Origin of the sequence: Achromobacter sp., from assembly GCF_049647645.1 — a bacterium.
Classification (GTDB): domain Bacteria; phylum Pseudomonadota; class Gammaproteobacteria; order Burkholderiales; family Burkholderiaceae_B; genus Achromobacter.
Genome location: NZ_JBARYB010000270.1, coordinates 38,465 through 54,121, shown reverse-complemented (window position 1 = coordinate 54,121; position 15,657 = coordinate 38,465). Strand labels below are relative to the sequence as shown.

The following is a 15,657-nucleotide window of genomic DNA, read 5'->3' as shown; positions in this document are numbered from 1 at the left end:
GGCCAGAGCGCCGCGGCCATGACGCCAGGCAGGACGCAGCGCAGCGCGGCGCTCAAGGCCGTGCGCGGCAGGGGAAGGCGGACGAGGGCCGCGGCGCGGACTAGACGAGAAGACATGAATGGGTTCCCTGGCTCATGAAGAATCGGCGCAGCCTGAAGACCGGCTGCATTCTTTACATGAAGCGCGAGATCGGGATATCCGCCGCCGCTGTTACAAAATAGTCTGACGGCGCCAGGTTCATGCCAATCCCACGGTGACCCAGTAGCGGGTGTAGCGGCGCACGCGCACCGGCAGGACTTCCTGCAGCATGGCCAGCACCTGGTCGCTGTCCGCCAGCGGAAACGCCCCCACCACGCGCAGGCCAGCCGCCTCGCCCGAGCAACTCAAGCGGCCCGGACGATAACGGCCCAGCTCACGCAGAAAGGCCGACAGCGGCATTTCATCGGCGATCAGCATTCCATCCAGCCACGCCGAGGCGCCCGCTTCCAGCGGCCCGGCGGCAAAGCCGCCTGCGGCCGAGAACTCCGCTTGCCCGCCGGCCGGCACCCGACGCGGCGCATCGTTCGGATCCAGGCCGCGCACGTCCACCGCGCCTTCCAGCACCGCCACCCGGATGCGGCCATCTTCCAGGCCGCGCACCAGGAAGCGCGTGCCCACCGGCGTCAGCACGCCGGCGCGCGTGCGCACGGTGAAAGGCCGGCCCAGCGGATCCTGGCCAGTGGTCACCAGGATCTCGCCCTCCAGCAGCACCAGTTCGCGCTGGCTGGCCGTAAAGCGCAGGTCCACCGCGCTGGCGGTGTTCAGCTCCAGTAGCGTGCCGTCCGGCAGCGTCACTGCGCGTCGTTCACCCGTGCCGCTGCGCAAGTCCGCCGACAGCGCACGGACGGCGCCGCTTTGGCTCACGGCCCAGCCGCCCAGGCCCAGTCCGGCCGCCGACACCATCCAGCGGATGGCATTGCGGCGCGACTGGATCAACGGCGCTTGCCGCAGCGTGCGCGCGGCCACCCCGCTGCCGGCTTCGGCCACGCCCGCCGCCACATCGCGCGTCAATGCGTTCAGCCGCTGCCAGGCCAGTTCATGCGCAGGCTGCGCCTGGCGCCAGCATTCGAAGCGCGTACGTTCCTCGTCTGTCACATCCTCGCGCAGCCGCGACCACCAGTCGGCGGCCTGGCGGACGATCTTGGGATCCACGGGCCCCGCTTCCGGCGCATGTGGCCGCAGCAGCTTTGCGGTTTCCATCCGGCCCGGCCTCAACCGTAGACGGCCGTGTAGCAATGCACCAGCGCGCGGGCCAGGGACTTCTGCACGGCGTTGGGCGTCAGGTCCAGCCGCTCGCCGATTTCGGCATAGGACATGCCGTCCACCTGCGCCATCAGGAAGATCCGGCGGCTGTTCATGGGAAGGCTGTCGAGCAGTTCGCAAACCTGTTCCAAGGCTTCCAGGATCAGGGCGCGAGCTTCGACCGAAGGCTCCACCGCCACCGGCTGCAACGCAATCGACTCGGCATAGGCCGCTTCCAGCGCGGCCCGTCTTGCCCGGCCGATCAGCAGGCGCGTGGCGATGGTGCGCAGATAGGCGCGCGGCTCATTCAGCGGTTCGCGGATGTCGGCGCGGATCAGCCGTTCAAACGTGTCGTGCGCCACATCGGCCGCGTCGGACACATTGCCCAGCTTGCGTTGCAGCACGCTGCGCAACCATTGGTGGTGCGCCTGATAGACCGATTGCACCTCGGCGCGAGGAGCGAAGGTAGAGGATGGCATGACGGTGCGCCCGGGCGTCTAGGCCAGACGTTCCCACTTTAATGAAAATGATTCGCAATTATAATTATCTTCGGCCTCTTTACAAGAACCGCGGACGGAAGCCTGCGGCGGCATGCCGCAAGCCGCGCCAGGTCCGCCCCGGCGCGTGCCGCGAAGTCAGAACTTGGCCGTCAGGTTGACGAACACGCTTCTGGGCTCGCCGTAATAGACCTGGTTGCCCACGCCGCCCAGGTAGTACTTCTTGTCGAACAGGTTGTTCAGGTTCATCTGCGCGGACAGGCGCGAATTGAAGTCATAACGCGCCATCAGGTTGTAGATCGCGTAGGCCTTCTGCTTGACCGTGACCGTGTTGTCGCCGGCGCTGACTTCGGAATAGCTCGACAGCTGCCAGTTGACGCCGCCCCCCACCGTCAGACGGCTCCACTCCCCCGGCAGTCGGTAAGTGGTGAACAGCCTGGCCACCGCGCGCGGACGCTCGGGATTGACCGACACGCCTTGCGCGTCGCGGCTGGCGTAGTAGGTGCCGCCGGCATAGGCGTTCCAGCCCTGCGCCAGTTGTCCGCTCACTTCCAGTTCAATGCCCTTGGTGGTGACGCCGTCGGCGGTCTTGTAGGCCTGATCGGGCGTGCCCGGCACCAGCTTATCGCCGTCCAGCACCGCCACCTTGCTTTGCTTGACCTTGAACAGCGCGACGGACGCATTCAACCTGCCATCCAGGTATTCGCCCTTCAGGCCCACCTCGTAGTTCTGTCCCTGCACCGGGTCCAGATAGTTGCCGCTGCTGTCGCGATTGTCCTGGGGCTGGAAGATGTCGGTGTAGCTGGCGTAGGCAGAGTACGTGTCGTTCAGGTCCACCACCAAGCCGGCATACGGAATGAACTGGGAATCCTTCTGGTCGCGCGTGGGCGCCTTCGATTCCCAGGTCGCGTAGCGGCCGCCCGTGATGGCGGTCAACCCGTCCGTCAGCGACCACCGGGCGGCGGCATAGACGCCGCGCTGGTGCGTGACCGTATCGCGCAAGCTGGCCTCCGTCCAGGCCGGCTGCGCGTACGATCCGTCCCACTCGTAGAAGTTGCCGGTATCCGCCAGCGTGGCGCGGTCGAAACCATAGCGGTAGAAGTCCTCGCCGTAGCGGCTGCGCATGGCGCCCACCACCAGTTCATGCTTGCGGCCAAACAGGCTGAACGGCCCCGTGGCCTGCAGGTCCAGCGAGGTTTGCTGCGCGTAGGAATTCCAGTACCCCGGCAGTGCCGCCAGGCCTGTTCCCGTGGCGCGATCCAGGTCGCCGTACAGGTACAGGAGCTTGGCGTCGTACTTGCTCTTGCGCTGCGACCAGTCGGCCTTGACTTCCCAATCGTTGGCAAAGCGATGCTCCAGCGTGGCGAACACCGTCTGGTTGGTGGTGTGCCAGTACGTCCAGTCCGCCGCCGTGGTCTTGGAACGCCGCCAGTCGGTCGGCGTGCCATCGCTGAACACCACCGGCAGGCTGCCCCAGGTGGATCCGCGCGGACGCTTATCCTGATAATCCGCCCCCACGCTCAGCCGGGTCGACGGCGTCAGATCGGCATCGATGACGCCGTAGAACACCTTCTTGTTCGCATGGTAGAGGTCGATGTAGGAATCGCGCCCCTGATACAACGCCACCATGCGCGCGCGCACGGTGCCTTCCTGGTTCAAGGGCGTGGACATGTCCACGGCGCCGCGGTATTGATTCCACGAACCCGCGCCGGCGCTGACCATCCCGGTGAACTCGCGGCTGTTGGCATGCTTGCGCACCAGATTGATGGAAGCGCCAGGGTTGCCCGCTCCGGTCATCAGCCCGGTGGCGCCGCGCACCACTTCGATGCGGTCGTAGATGAACGAATCATTGTCGGATTCGCCATACATCGACAGGCCGATGGTGGTGGGTACGCCGTCATACTGCAGGCTGTCGATGTAGAAGCCGCGCGACCAGAAATCGGTGCGATCGGTATCTTCGCTGACCACCTGCACGCCGACCACATTGCCCATCACCTCGTCCAGCGAGCGCAGGTTCTGGTCATCGATGCGCTGACGCGTCACGACGCTGACCGACTGCGGGGTTTCACGCAGCGACAGGGTCAGCCCGGTGGCTGCGGCCGAAGCCGGCGTCGTATAGGACCCGGTGCCCTCGGTCACCGCCGGATCCATGTTGCCCAGCACCGTGACAGGCGCCAGGCTGGCCACGCCGCCATCGCGCGACAGGATGATGCTGTCGCCCTGCCAGCGGTAGGTCACGCCCGAGCCCTGCAGCAGGCTGCGCAAGGCCTCCTCCGGCTCCAGCCTGCCGCGCAAGCCCTTGCTGCCGATTCCAGCCACCACCTCGGGCGCATAGAAGACACGCACCTTGGTTTGCGCCGCCCATTGCATCAGGGCATCGCCCAAGGGCTGCGCCGCGATGTCGATCGATACGGCGGGCGCTTGGGCCCATGCGCTCGCGGGCGCGCCCGCCGTCGCCAGGCTCAAGGCCAACACCAAGGAAGAAAGCATGAAACGCGGAGACGCGCACGCAAAACGCGTGGCCGCGGGGAATTGCCGGGCTGCTGGAATAGTCACAAGTACCTGCTGTTCTGTTCGACGATACGGGGAACGTTTCCCGAAATGGAAACGCGGCGGCTGCCGCCTTCCTTCGTAGAACGAATCAGCCCAAGATAAACCTGAATCCCATTCTCATTTATTTTGTAACCGCGCCGCGCCGGGCCTACCTGGCGCTGATGTCGAGGGCGCCATCCGCGCTCGGCGTCAGCTTTACTGGCGCCACGGCCGGCAAGGCGTCGACCAGGGCTTCAGGGCGATCCAGGCTGAATGACGCCGACACCCGCAGGCGCCCGACCTTGTCGTCCGTCAGCCGCAATGGCGTGGACAGGTAGCGGTTCATATCCCGCACCACCTCGGCCAGCGGCGCGTTCTTGAACACCACCCGCCCTTCCCGCCAGGCGATCGCGCTCTGGACATCGGCGGGCGCCGGCACGCCGATCGCGCCGCTGCCAGGCACGCGGATCGCGTCGCCCGCGCGCAGCACGGCATGGCCCATGTTCCACCAGCGGCCGCCCGACACCTCCACCGTGCCGGACGCCACCAGCACCGCCACCTGTTCCTCATCGCGCCGCACGTCGAAGACCGTGCCGGTCACGCGGACCACGCCGCTACCGGCGCGCACGATGAATGGACGGGCGGCATCGGCGCTGACGGTAAACAGGATCTCGCCACGGTCCAGCGCCACTTCCCGGCGTTCGGCGTAAAGCCTTACGTCGGCGCGCGTGGCGCCGTTGATCTCCAGCATGGAGCCGTCGGGCAGCGTCACCTGCCGGCGTTCACCGCGCTCCGCGCTGAGCGTTGCGGTGTACGCCGGAACCTCCGTCGGCAGGCTCCACCACGCCACCAGCGCGGCTGCGCCCAAGGCCGCACAGCCGGCGGCAAGGCGCAGCGCAAGGCGGCCCTGGCGCTGCAGCCGAGGCCGTGGCGGGACCTCTCCGCCGAGCAGCGTCCGGACTTGATCGCGGGACAATCCGGCAGCCGCCCGCCCCAACTGCTGCATGCGGTCGAACTCGCGCGCACCCTCGGGGTGGTCGCGCCGCCACCGGGCAAAGTCGCGGCGCTGGCGGCGCGTCAGTTCGCCCGAATGCCAGCGCGCAAACCATTGCGCCGCCGTATCGGCCGCAAGCGGCTCCCCGGGATCATGGGTGGAAGGCATCGTCATGGATTGTGTTCACGCATGCGGTCGCGCACGAATTCGATCGCCCGCATGACGTAGCGTTCGATCATGTTCTTGGACAAGCCCATATGCTGAGCCACCTCGGCCTGCGTCCAGCCTTCGATGCGATTCAGGACGAAGGCTTCACGGCACTTGGGCGGCAATTCTGCCAGGACTTGGGCCAGGTCGTCGGCCAGGCGCGACGCGCGCACCGGGGATTCCGGGTCGGTCCAGGCGGGCTGCTCGGCTTCGTCCAGCAGATCCAGCGGCACGTGTTCGGTTCGTTCCTGCCGGCGCCAGCGATCGATCAAGCGATGCCCGGCGGCCTGGAACAAGTAGCTGCGCGCCTTCAAGGCAACGCTGGCATCCGCCTTCAGCAGGCGTTCGATGGCATCGTGCGCCGCATCCTCCGCGTCATGCCGGTTGCCGATCCGCCGGCTCCATACCCCGACCAGCTCGTCATAGTAGGCGAGCCAGCCGGTGCGGGGCGGAGGAGAGCGGGACATGAACCGATCGGACAACGAAGAAGGCGACGCCGCGAATTTTACAAATAATTCTCATTATCGCAACTGCGTGCCAGGACTATCGCGAGCGTCTCCGTGCCCGCCCTGCTAGTAATCCATCGGAATGTGGCTCTGCGCCTCTCGCAATTCCTGTATGTGGCGTTCGGCCTCTTGCTTCTCGACGGCGGGCGGCAAGGGCCGCCAGCTCACCATGTTGCCCGGCGTCTTTACCGGCATCCAGCCCAAGACGCTGTACAGCGTGATGGCGGTGCATCCTGTGTCGAACCGCGTTTCGTAGTAGCCCTGCCGTTCCGGCTTGGTATCGCCGGACGTCCAATCCAACTGAGACATCCACGTCTCCTCAATCTGAAGCTTGTTGTCCCGCGCACCGGGCGAGCCCCTTGATCGTATAGCGGCCCTTCACGCCCGTGCTGCCACCTTGCGCCCGCTTTGCAATTCTTGATAGAGGGGAATCCCTGACATTCTGATAGGTGCTAATTGCTAAACAGGGAAAACCGAGGCTAGGATGTAGCAAAGTATTCTTACAAACACGGGAGCGGGGATCTTCGCTTGCACGGACTCTAGGGCGAACCGCCATGCCAAAACCGGCCCTGATACGTTATCCAAAAGATCGGCTGGCCGCGCTGGCGGGCGCAAGCGCCTTGCGCGCCATACGCGAAGGCCTGCTCTGGACCCTGCCCTGCCTGCTGATCACGGCGCTGTTCCTGGTGCTGTCCGTCGTCGCCCGCCAACTCGACCTGCCCGCGTCCGTGGTGGACCTGCTCACCGGCGTCCACGGCAAGCTGTCGGACATCATGCCGATCCTGGCCGGCACCTCCATCGGCTACATGCTGTCGTTCCGCCACCGCGTGCCGCATCTGCCCACCGCGTTCCTGTGCCTGTCCTACGTAATGATCGCCGAAGGCCTGATGGCGCCCTATCCCCAGGCGGCCGCTACCTTGGTGCTTTTCATCGCCATTGTTTCGCCCTTGCTGACCGTGCCATTGATGGCGTGGCTGCACCGCCGCCGCTGGACGCAGTTGGCGCCGGACGGGGTGATCGCTGAAAACGTCCGCGACACGCTGAACATGGTCGTGCCCGGCCTGCTGACGGCCGGCCTGGTCGTGCTGGCGCTGTCCGCCGCGCTGCAGATCCCCGCCGTGGCGCAATTCAACATCCCCCTGGGCCTGGCCTCGCTGGACAGCCCGTTCACCTCGGGCGCGCTGATGGCGGGACTGAATTCCCTGCTGTGGTTCTTCGGCATACACGGCTACCATGCCCTTACTCCCCTGATGAGCGTGATGGACCAGGCGGCCATGCTGAACTCCGCCAGCCAGTCCGCCGGCTACGAAGGCATGTATGCCTTGAACAGCACGCTGCTGGGCGCCTTCGTCTTCATCGGCGGCGCGGGCGCGACGCTGTCGCTGGTGGTGGCCATGCTGCTGTTCGCGCGCAGCGAATCGTTGCGCGTGCTGGCGCTGGCCAGCCTGCCGGTGGCGCTCCTGAACGTGAACGAAATCCTGCTGTTCGGGCTGCCCCTGATCCTGAATCCGCGCCTGCTGGTGCCATTCATCCTGGCGCCGGTGACCAACGTCGTCCTCGCGCTGGCCGTGGTGCAACTGGGCTGGCTGCCCTCCGCGACGACGACCCTGCCCCTGACTTCGCCAGTGCTGTTCAACGCCTATATCGCCGCTGGCGGCCATCTGGGCGGGGTGGCGCTGCAGCTCGCGCTGGTGGCGATCGGCGTGTGCCTGTACGCGCCCTATGTGGTCGCACTGGAACGGCAGCGCCAGGAAAGCGCCACCGTCTACTTCAAATCGCTGGACACCACCTTCACCCGGCTGCAGGAAGAATCGCTGCTGTATGCGCACGATCCCGTGGTGCAGACCTACGCCGACCGCGCGCGCCGCAACGCCGAAAACACCCGCATCCGCGCCATCAGCCAATACGATTTCCACCTGGAATTCCAGCCGCAGGTGTCATTGCGCAGCGGCCTGTGCACCGGCTGCGAAGCCCTGTTGCGCGCCACTGGCCCCGACGGCACGCGGCAGACGCCAGTGGAGTTCCTGCGCTGGCTCGCGCAGGCGGATCTAATGCGGGAGGTGGATCTTTGGGTGGCCAGACAGGCCGTGCAGCAATGCCTGCAATGGCGCAAGCGCGACTTCGCCTTGCCGATGACCATCAACGTCACGGCCGGCACGCTGACGTCTGGCGACCACTTGGAGAGATTGATCAAGGTGCTCGCCCAGGCCGGCGGGCAGATCTCGGTGGAGCTGACCGAAGACGCGCTGGTTGAAGATACGCAGGCGTTGCACACCGCCTTCGACCGCCTGCACGAGATAGGCGCGCGGGTCTACATCGACGACTTCGGCACCGGTTATTCGGCTTTGAGCTATCTGCACCAGTTCAAGATCGACGCGGTCAAGATCGACCGCAGCTTCGTCGTGGCGCAAGACAGCGACAAGGGCGCGCTGGTCCTGAACGGCCTGCTGCGCTTTTGCGAAGCGCTGAACCTGCAGATCGTGGTGGAAGGCGTGGAAACGGACCAGCAGCTGAAAGCGCTGGCATCCCCCGCCGAAATCATCGTGCAGGGGTGGTACTACAGCAAGGCATTGCCGGGCGACAGCCTCATGGACTACGCGCGCCGGCGCCAGGCTGCGCCGCCGGCGCCTGCGCAACCCTCGCCCGCCGCGCCTACTTGATGCCGATGAACGGCAGCGCCGAGCCCGGAACCTGCGTCGCCGGCAGCACGCCGTCCCACTTTTCCACCGCGTTCAGGCTCACCAGATTGGTATTGGCGGCCAGGGCCTCGGCCTTGGCGCGGATCGCCGCCGCTTCGGCGTCGCCGCGCATGCGGATGCCGTCGGCCTCGGCCGTGAACTGCTGGCGGCGCGCGTCGGCTTCCGCCTTGGCCTTGACCACCTGGATCTCGGCCGTGATCATCGCCGTTTCCTTTTGCTGGCGAGTAGTCTCGATCTGCACCTGCGCCAGCATGCGCTGTTCGATCGAGTGTTCATAGGCCTGCGAGAAGCCGACTTCCTCGATCTGCACGCCCACCACCTGCACCGGCGCGCCTTCCATCGTCTTGAGTACGGCCGTGTTCACGTCCTGGCCCAGCTTCTGGCGTTCCTGGATGGCGCGCACCGCGGTGTACTGACCGAACACGTTCTTCACCGAATCCGGCGTCTTGCGCTCGAGCACGCGCATCTGCAGATTGCTGATGGTGCCGTACTCCGAATACAGCTCGGCCACGTGCTCGGGCGGCACGCGGTAGGTCACCGACACTCGCAGCGTCGCCGGCTGCTGGTCATAGCTGTAGGCTTCCAGCTTTTCAAACACGAACGTGTGGTCGCGCACCGACACCGTCATGACGTTGTCGATGAACGGCGTCTTGAAATCCAGGCCTGGTTCCGACACGCGCACCAGCTTGCCGTTGCGCAGCACCACGCCGCGCTCGCCCTGATCGACCTGGAACCAGGAGTCGAAAGCCAGGAACAGGATCAACAGGAACAACACCGCGGTGATTAGCGCGATCTTGATACCGCGCGGTTTTACAGCGCCTATCGTCTTGACCATCTGAATGTCTGTCGGCTTCACTTCGAATCCCTTTCTGATTTTGAACGTTTACGGTCCGAGAGCACGGCGGCGATGCCGCGCGCCAGCAAATAGGCGACCACCGCCGCCCCAACCAAGATCAGGAAATACCTCATCGTGCGTTTCCCCCCGGAAAATAAGCAGGGGATTCTATCGCGAGTGGCGGGCCAAATGAATTGTGGCGATTGTTGCGACACCAGGGGCCGACGGCCGCGAGCGCGCCTGTGGCACGCTCACCGCGGACAACCGGCGCAGACGCCGGGCTGGCGCGTAACGTTTCTAGCATCAGGCCGCACACTGTTACGTCCCTGCGCCAGGCCTATCTGCTACCGTTGAATCGCCTCGCGCCGCGGCCCTGGCCCGGCGCCCATGACGGAGACCGCGCATGCCACGTCCTTCCGAGTCCGCGCCGTTGATCGGTGTGATCCCCCCCTACATGCTGGATCGGCTGGCGCAGCACGCCGACACGCGGGTCAGCATGCCCGCGGTCAAGACGCTGATCATTGACCAGCAGCAGCGCAGCCTGCGCGAAATGGCGGTGCAGCCGCCACGCGCCAAGCCCGCCCGTCCCAAGAAGGCAGCGCCCGCCGGCACGCCCCAACGCGCTGTGCACGATGCCGCCAACACCACTACCCTGCCCGGCAAGCTGGTACGCGCCGAGGGCGCCCGCGCCAGCGGCGACGTGGCCGTGGATGAGGCCTATGAACACCTCGGTTCGACCTACAAGCTGTTCTGGAACATCTACGAGCGCCACTCCATAGACGGCCAGGGACTGCCCCTGGTCGGCACCGTGCATTACGGCGAAGACTACGACAACGCCTTCTGGAATGGCGCGCAAATGGTGTTCGGCGATGGCGACGGCGAGGTATTCAACCGCTTCACGATCGCGGTGGACATCATCGGCCACGAACTCACGCATGGCGTGATCGATGCCGAGGCCGCCCTGCTGTACCAGAGCCAGTCCGGCGCGCTGAACGAATCCCTGTGCGACGTGTTCGGCGCGCTGGTCAAGCAGTACACCCTGGGACAGGACGCGCGCCAGGCCGATTGGCTGGTGGGCGCCGGGCTGTTCATGCCCAAGATCCGCGCCCGCGCGCTGCGCTCCATGGCCGAGCCTGGCAGCGCCTATGACGATCCCCTGCTGGGCAAGGACCCGCAGCCCGCCCACATGCGCGATTACGTGGACACGCCCAACGACAACGGCGGCGTGCACATCAACTCCGGCATTCCCAACCGCGCCTTCTATCTGGCGGCCACCGCGCTGCAAGGCCCCGCCTGGGCCGGCGCGGGCCGCGTCTGGTACGACACGCTGTGCGACAAGCGCCTGCGGCATGATGCCGACTTCGCGCAGTTCGCGAAACTGACGCTGGCGGTGGCGGCGGAACGCCACGACGCGACAGTGCGCGATGCCGTCGCCCGGGCCTGGGCCGGCGTGGGAGTCCAGACATGATCGAACTACCTCCCCTGGACCTCGCCATGCTGGTACGTCTGACCCGCGAAGGCGGACTGGCCTATGTGCCCGCGCTGGCGCAACCGCGCAGCATCGACCTGGTCACCTGCCCGCCGGACCTGCGGCAGGAAGTCTGCGACGCCCTGCAACGCTCCGCTCCGGTCGCCGTCCCGCGCGGCGCCGAAGCCGGCGGCGACCAGCGCTATTTCCACGTGGAGGTCATATACGAAGGCGGCGACGTGGCGGACATCAGCTTCGACGTGCCGGAGACCGACGCGCCCGAGACGCTGGTGCGCTTGTGGAAAAGCCGGGCCGGACAGGCTTGAGCGCAGCGTCTCGGTATTGCCCGATCTGGATGGCGCGCCCCGCATAGAGGCCGGTGGCCGCCATCGCCAGGCACAAGGCGGCGCACAGGCCCAGCGCCACGGCCCAGTCGCCTTGCACGTCGTGCAGCGTGCCCACCAAGGCTGGCCCAGTAGCGGCGAACAGGTATCCGACGCATTGCGCCATGCCCGACAGCGCCGCCGCCTGCTGCGCATGGCTGGCGCGCAAGCCCACGAATGCCAGGCCCAGGATGATGCCGCCGCCCGTGCCCAGCCCCATCAAGACGATCCACAGCGTCGCCCAGCCAGGCGCGGCGATCAGGCCGGCAAACGCGACGAACGAGGCCGCGGCCGAGAAGAACGCGGCGCCGCGCTGGTCCTTCAGGCGCCGCACCACGGGGGCCAGGAACAGCGCAGGCACCGCCGACATGAGTTGCAGCAGGCCATGCAACGCGCCGGCGCGCTCAGGCGTATAGCCGGCGTCGCGCAGGATGGCCGGCAGCCAGCTCACGCCCACGTAGAACACGAAGGAATTGATACCCAGGAACAGCGTCACCTGCCACGCCAGCGCAGAACGCCACAAGCGGGCGCCATGCGGCGCATGCGCCGTGGATGCGGCGGGCGCGGTGTGATTGGCCAATTGCGGCAGCCACAACAGGGCGCCGGCCAGCGGCAACAGCAGCAGGCAGCCGGTGGAAAAACGCCAAGTCGCGCCGGACAAGTTGGCCAGCGGTATGGCGACGGCGGACGCCAGACCCGCGGCCAGGCTCATGGTCAGCACGTAAGCCGAGGTCAGGCTTGCGAGCTGCTGCGGAAAATCGCGCTTCAGCAGGCTGGGCAGCAGCACATTGCCGATGGCGATGCCGGACCCGATGACAGCGGTGCCCAGGAACAGGCTCCAGGCCGGCCCCAGCGTGCGTACGACGATGCCGCCCGCGATAAGCAGCATGGCGGCAAACAAGCTGCGCTCCAGGCCGTGGCGGCGCGCCATGCCCGCGGCAAGCAGCGACACCACCGCAAAAGCCAGCAAGGGCAAGGTAATCAGCATGCCCGCGGCCGTGGAGCTCAGCCCCAACTGCTCGCGCAGCATGCCTGTCAGCGGCGGCACGCCGGTAATGGGCGCGCGCAGCGCCATGGACATGCAAAGTATGCCCGCGATCAGCAGCAGGGGATTGCCAGCGGGGTGTTTGGAAGTAAGGGGATGCGAATTCATGCCTACAGCTTAAGCATCGCCGTTATCGCCGAATTTCGAGATAATGACAAATTATCCCTAAATTCAGCCAAAGCACATCCAATGCACCGCCTGGACGACCCCGCCCCGTTCTTCAATCCCGACATGGACGCGCAATGGACCTATGCCATGCGTGTGCACGCGGACGAGAACGACCAGGAATCGCCGCCGCACCGGCATGCCATGGGCCAGCTGGTGCTGTCCCTGCAAGGCGGCGTGACCTGCTCGGTGCCGCAGGGCCTGTGGATGGTGCCGCCGCAATGCGGCGTCTGGATTCCTGGCGGCGTGCCGCACAGCAACCGCGTCACGCAGAACGGCCGCGTGTGCTTCCTGTTCGTGCCGCCGGACGCGCCGGGCCTGCCAGGACAGTGCCGCACGCTGGCCATCTCGCCGCTGGTGCGCGAGCTGGTGGCCTATCTGGCCGACCTGCCCCCGGAGGAAACGGCAACAGCCGCCAACCGCAAGCTGGCCGAGGTGCTGGTCGATCAACTGGCGCGCATGCCGGCCGAGCAATTGCACCTGCCGATATCCGAACATCCGCGCCTGCGCGAAATCGCCGACGCCCTGCACGCCGATCCCGCCGACCGCAGCACGGTGGCGCAATGGGGCAGCCGCGTCGCCATGAGCGAGCGCACGCTGGCGCGGTTGATCCGGCAAGAGCTCGGCATGAGCTTTGGCCGCTGGCGCCAGCAGATGCACATCATCCAGGCCTTGCAGCGCCTGTCCGCTGGCGTCTCGGTGCAGCGCACGGCGGAAGACCTGGGCTACGAGTCCGTCAGCGCCTTCATCACCATGTTCCGCAAGACCTTGGGCAAGACGCCTGCCCGCTATTTCGCGGACAAGGCGGACGGCATCAATTGACCGCGGGCGGGTAGTCCAGTTCGCCCGATTTCATCAGGCCGCGCATGCGCGCCTCGCGCAGCTCCGCGACCGTCTGGTCGCGGGTCTTGTCCGATTGGGTTGGCAGCGCGGGCGGATAGTCCTGTTCGCCGTACGTCACCAGTCCCGCCGCGCGCGCGGCGTCGAGTTCCTCGCGCACCTGCTGGCGGGTCTTGGTGCTGACATGAGGCAGATCCACCGGATATTGCTGTTCGCCGTAAGTCACCAGGCCGGCGGCCTTCGCTTCCATCAATTCGGCGCGCACCTGTTCACGGGTCTTGCCTTCGGCATGCGCGGCGGCGCCAACGAAGGCCATGATCAGCGCCAGTGCTGAGAGTCGGAATGTATGCATGAAATCCTCTGCGGTTAACGAGTGCTGCATTATTCGTTCGCCGGCCCGCCGGGATAAATCCCGCGCGGTGCAATCCAAGGTTGTGCCCCACGCAAACCTTTCGGCACGCCGGCGCCGCGGCACGCGCACCCTTGCATCCCATGCAAGGGTGGGTTGATCCAGGAATGGTTTTTCCGCCTCCTGCATCTACCTAGACTGAATGGCTCCTGTTATCCAAGGACGCTATTCCATGTTGTCTTCCTCATCCCCGGGCAGGAGCGGCCCACGATCATGACGGCCGCCACTCCCCCCGCTCCGCCCGCCGCGGCGGCCTTCGGCTGGCGCATCCTGACCGGATTGCTAGGCGTGCTGCTGGCGGTGATCCTCGCCGGGCTCAACGAAAACGTGACCAAGATGGCGCTGCCGGATATCCGTGGCGCTCTGGGCATCGGCTACGACCAGGGCACCTGGTTCGTGGCCGTCTACGCCGCGGCCTCGGTATGCGCCATGGCGTTCGCGCCATGGTGCTCGGTCACGTTTTCATTGCGCCGCTTCACGGTCGCGGCGCTGGCCGCTTTCGCGCTATTCGGCGCGCTCTGCCCGTTCGCGCCCAACCTGCCCGTGCTGCTGTTCCTGCGCACCCTGCAAGGCCTCGCGGGCGGCGCGCTGCCGCCCATGCTCATGACGGTGGCGCTGCGTTTCCTGCCGCCGGGCATCAAGCTCTACGGACTGGGCGGCTACGCCCTCACCGCCACCTTCGCGCCCAGCCTGGGCATACCGCTGGCCGCCTTCTGCACCGAGGCGCTGGGCTGGCGCTGGGCCTTCTGGCTGATCGTCGGCCCCGCGGCGCTCGCCGCCTGGGCCGTCTGGCGCGGCCTGCCCCAGGATCCGCTCAAGCTCGAACGGCTGCGCCTGTTCGACTGGCGCGGCCTGCTGCTGGGCGCGCCGGCGCTGTCGATGCTGGTCATCGGCCTGTTGCAGGGCGACCGGCTGGATTGGCTGAACTCGCCGCTGATCTCGGCGCTGCTGGGCGGCGGCGGCGTATTGATGGTGCTGTTCATGATCAACGAATGGTCCCACCCCTTGCCGTTCTTCAAGATCCAGCTCCTGCGCCACCGCAACCTGAGCCATGCCTTGCTGACGCTGGGCGGCGTGTTGATCGTGCTGTTGGGCGTGATCCTGATTCCGTCGACGTTCCTGGCTCAATTGCGCGGCTACCGCCCGCTGGAAACGGCGCCGGTGCTGCTGACCATGGGCCTGCCGCAACTGATCGCGCTGCCGCTGGTCGCCGCACTGTGCAATTTGCGCCAGGTGGATTGCCGCTGGGTGCTGGCTGGCGGACTCGGACTGTTGGCGCTGTCCTGCCTGCTGGGATCGCAACTGACGCCGGTCTGGTCGCGCGAGCAGTTCTACCTGCTGGAAGCCGTGCAGATCTTCGCCCAGCCCATGGCCGTGATCCCGCTGCTGATGCTGGCCACGGGAGGCCTGACGCCGCAAGACGGTCCCTGGGCTTCGGCCTGGTTCAACACCATCAAGGGATTCGCCGCGGTGGCCGCCACTGGCCTGCTGGACGCCCTGACCACGTCGCGCCGCAATTACCACTCCAGCATGCTAGCCGACCAGTTGGGCAACTTCCCGCTGAGCACGGCCGGCGAAAGCGCCGCTGCGCTTTCCCGCCACATCCAGCAGCAAGCCGCCGTGCTGACCTCCGCCGATCTCTATCTGTGCATGGCCGCGGTGGCCGTGCTGCTCATCCTGTTGATCCCCTTCGTCGCGACCCGGATCTACCCTCCGCGCGCCGCGGCCTGAAATCGAGTCCATATCATGCCTTTCTCCCTTTTACGTTCCCCTCTTCCCCGCGCTGGCGCCCTCGG

At 66.4% G+C, this 15,657-nt stretch carries 15 protein-coding genes; 5 read left to right on the top strand and 10 right to left on the bottom strand.

The window, feature by feature from the left end; translation table 11 throughout:
* Positions 1 to 237: 237 nt before the first annotated feature.
* The 6 genes from WBB14_RS31190 to WBB14_RS31165 all read right to left on the bottom strand — a co-directional run bounded on the left by WBB14_RS31190 (position 238) and on the right by WBB14_RS31165 (position 6,326).
* Entirely contained in the window at positions 238 to 1,239 is a 1,002-nt protein-coding gene (locus tag WBB14_RS31190; protein ID WP_424243206.1) for a FecR domain-containing protein, read from the bottom strand.
* Positions 1,240 to 1,250: 11 nt separating this feature from the next.
* Positions 1,251 to 1,760, bottom strand: coding sequence for a sigma-70 family RNA polymerase sigma factor (locus WBB14_RS31185; protein WP_424243205.1), 510 nt, complete (start codon positions 1,758 to 1,760; stop codon positions 1,251 to 1,253).
* Between the two features lie 156 nt (positions 1,761 to 1,916).
* Positions 1,917 to 4,268 (bottom strand): ferric-rhodotorulic acid/ferric-coprogen receptor FhuE, encoded by a 2,352-nt coding sequence (gene fhuE / locus WBB14_RS31180; RefSeq protein ID WP_424243204.1) that lies wholly within the window; start codon positions 4,266 to 4,268, stop codon positions 1,917 to 1,919.
* Between the two features lie 211 nt (positions 4,269 to 4,479).
* Entirely contained in the window at positions 4,480 to 5,478 is a 999-nt protein-coding gene (locus WBB14_RS31175; protein ID WP_424243203.1) for a FecR family protein, read from the bottom strand.
* Positions 5,475 to 5,978, bottom strand: coding sequence for an RNA polymerase sigma factor (locus WBB14_RS31170; RefSeq protein WP_424243202.1), 504 nt, complete (start codon positions 5,976 to 5,978; stop codon positions 5,475 to 5,477). Before WBB14_RS31170 ends, WBB14_RS31175 begins: the two co-directional genes overlap by 4 nt.
* Before the next feature lie 105 nt (positions 5,979 to 6,083).
* On the bottom strand, positions 6,084 to 6,326 hold the full coding sequence (locus WBB14_RS31165) for a hypothetical protein (protein WP_424243201.1): 243 nt from the start codon (positions 6,324 to 6,326) through the stop codon (positions 6,084 to 6,086).
* 245 nt (positions 6,327 to 6,571) lie between these two features.
* Here WBB14_RS31165 and WBB14_RS31160 point away from each other — a divergent pair, with 245 nt between their 5' ends.
* The gene (locus WBB14_RS31160; RefSeq protein ID WP_424243200.1) at positions 6,572 to 8,677 is read left to right on the top strand and encodes a PTS sugar transporter subunit IIC/EAL domain-containing protein; all 2,106 of its coding nucleotides are present in this window, start codon (positions 6,572 to 6,574) and stop codon (positions 8,675 to 8,677) included.
* Here WBB14_RS31160 and WBB14_RS31155 read toward each other — a convergent pair.
* Positions 8,670 to 9,551, bottom strand: coding sequence for a prohibitin family protein (locus WBB14_RS31155; protein ID WP_424243207.1), 882 nt, complete (start codon positions 9,549 to 9,551; stop codon positions 8,670 to 8,672). The genes WBB14_RS31160 and WBB14_RS31155 overlap by 8 nt on opposite strands.
* A 403-nt stretch (positions 9,552 to 9,954) precedes the next feature.
* Here WBB14_RS31155 and WBB14_RS31150 point away from each other — a divergent pair, with 403 nt between their 5' ends.
* A complete protein-coding gene (locus tag WBB14_RS31150) occupies positions 9,955 to 11,019 on the top strand; it encodes a M4 family metallopeptidase (RefSeq protein WP_424243199.1) in 1,065 nt (354 codons plus the stop codon).
* Positions 11,016 to 11,345: a protealysin inhibitor emfourin gene (locus WBB14_RS31145; protein ID WP_424243198.1), complete on the top strand. Its 330-nt coding sequence runs from the start codon at positions 11,016 to 11,018 to the stop codon at positions 11,343 to 11,345. Before WBB14_RS31150 ends, WBB14_RS31145 begins: the two co-directional genes overlap by 4 nt.
* On the opposite strand, the gene WBB14_RS31140 is transcribed toward WBB14_RS31145, so the two are convergent.
* Entirely contained in the window at positions 11,269 to 12,555 is a 1,287-nt protein-coding gene (locus WBB14_RS31140) for an MFS transporter (protein WP_424243197.1), read from the bottom strand. The genes WBB14_RS31145 and WBB14_RS31140 overlap by 77 nt on opposite strands.
* A 63-nt stretch (positions 12,556 to 12,618) precedes the next feature.
* The gene (locus WBB14_RS31135; RefSeq protein ID WP_424243196.1) at positions 12,619 to 13,110 is read right to left on the bottom strand and encodes a hypothetical protein; all 492 of its coding nucleotides are present in this window, start codon (positions 13,108 to 13,110) and stop codon (positions 12,619 to 12,621) included.
* Here WBB14_RS31135 and WBB14_RS31130 point away from each other — a divergent pair.
* On the top strand, positions 13,072 to 13,434 hold the full coding sequence (locus tag WBB14_RS31130; protein WP_424243195.1) for a helix-turn-helix domain-containing protein: 363 nt from the start codon (positions 13,072 to 13,074) through the stop codon (positions 13,432 to 13,434). The genes WBB14_RS31135 and WBB14_RS31130 overlap by 39 nt on opposite strands.
* On the opposite strand, the gene WBB14_RS31125 is transcribed toward WBB14_RS31130, so the two are convergent.
* Positions 13,427 to 13,804 carry a DUF4148 domain-containing protein gene (locus tag WBB14_RS31125; RefSeq protein WP_424243194.1) on the bottom strand — a complete coding sequence of 126 codons (378 nt, stop codon included), beginning with the start codon at positions 13,802 to 13,804 and terminating at the stop codon, positions 13,427 to 13,429. The genes WBB14_RS31130 and WBB14_RS31125 overlap by 8 nt on opposite strands.
* 270 nt (positions 13,805 to 14,074) lie before the next feature.
* Here WBB14_RS31125 and WBB14_RS31120 point away from each other — a divergent pair, with 270 nt between their 5' ends.
* Positions 14,075 to 15,592: an MFS transporter gene (locus tag WBB14_RS31120; protein WP_424243193.1), complete on the top strand. Its 1,518-nt coding sequence runs from the start codon at positions 14,075 to 14,077 to the stop codon at positions 15,590 to 15,592.
* Positions 15,593 to 15,657 lie beyond the last annotated feature (65 nt).

Coding starts and splice junctions, on each gene's coding strand:
- WBB14_RS31190 (WP_424243206.1), bottom strand. CDS start 1,239: ATGGAAACCGCAAAGCTGCTGCGGCCACATGCGCCGGAAGCGGGGCCC.
- WBB14_RS31185 (WP_424243205.1), bottom strand. CDS start 1,760: ATGCCATCCTCTACCTTCGCTCCTCGCGCCGAGGTGCAATCGGTCTAT.
- fhuE (WP_424243204.1), bottom strand. CDS start 4,268: ATGCTTTCTTCCTTGGTGTTGGCCTTGAGCCTGGCGACGGCGGGCGCG.
- WBB14_RS31175 (WP_424243203.1), bottom strand. CDS start 5,478: ATGACGATGCCTTCCACCCATGATCCCGGGGAGCCGCTTGCGGCCGAT.
- WBB14_RS31170 (WP_424243202.1), bottom strand. CDS start 5,978: ATGTCCCGCTCTCCTCCGCCCCGCACCGGCTGGCTCGCCTACTATGAC.
- WBB14_RS31165 (WP_424243201.1), bottom strand. CDS start 6,326: ATGTCTCAGTTGGATTGGACGTCCGGCGATACCAAGCCGGAACGGCAG.
- WBB14_RS31160 (WP_424243200.1), top strand. CDS start 6,572: ATGCCAAAACCGGCCCTGATACGTTATCCAAAAGATCGGCTGGCCGCG.
- WBB14_RS31155 (WP_424243207.1), bottom strand. CDS start 9,551: ATGGTCAAGACGATAGGCGCTGTAAAACCGCGCGGTATCAAGATCGCG.
- WBB14_RS31150 (WP_424243199.1), top strand. CDS start 9,955: ATGCCACGTCCTTCCGAGTCCGCGCCGTTGATCGGTGTGATCCCCCCC.
- WBB14_RS31145 (WP_424243198.1), top strand. CDS start 11,016: ATGATCGAACTACCTCCCCTGGACCTCGCCATGCTGGTACGTCTGACC.
- WBB14_RS31140 (WP_424243197.1), bottom strand. CDS start 12,555: ATGAATTCGCATCCCCTTACTTCCAAACACCCCGCTGGCAATCCCCTG.
- WBB14_RS31130 (WP_424243195.1), top strand. CDS start 13,072: ATGCCGGCCGAGCAATTGCACCTGCCGATATCCGAACATCCGCGCCTG.
- WBB14_RS31135 (WP_424243196.1), bottom strand. CDS start 13,110: ATGTTCGGATATCGGCAGGTGCAATTGCTCGGCCGGCATGCGCGCCAG.
- WBB14_RS31125 (WP_424243194.1), bottom strand. CDS start 13,804: ATGCATACATTCCGACTCTCAGCACTGGCGCTGATCATGGCCTTCGTT.
- WBB14_RS31120 (WP_424243193.1), top strand. CDS start 14,075: ATGACGGCCGCCACTCCCCCCGCTCCGCCCGCCGCGGCGGCCTTCGGC.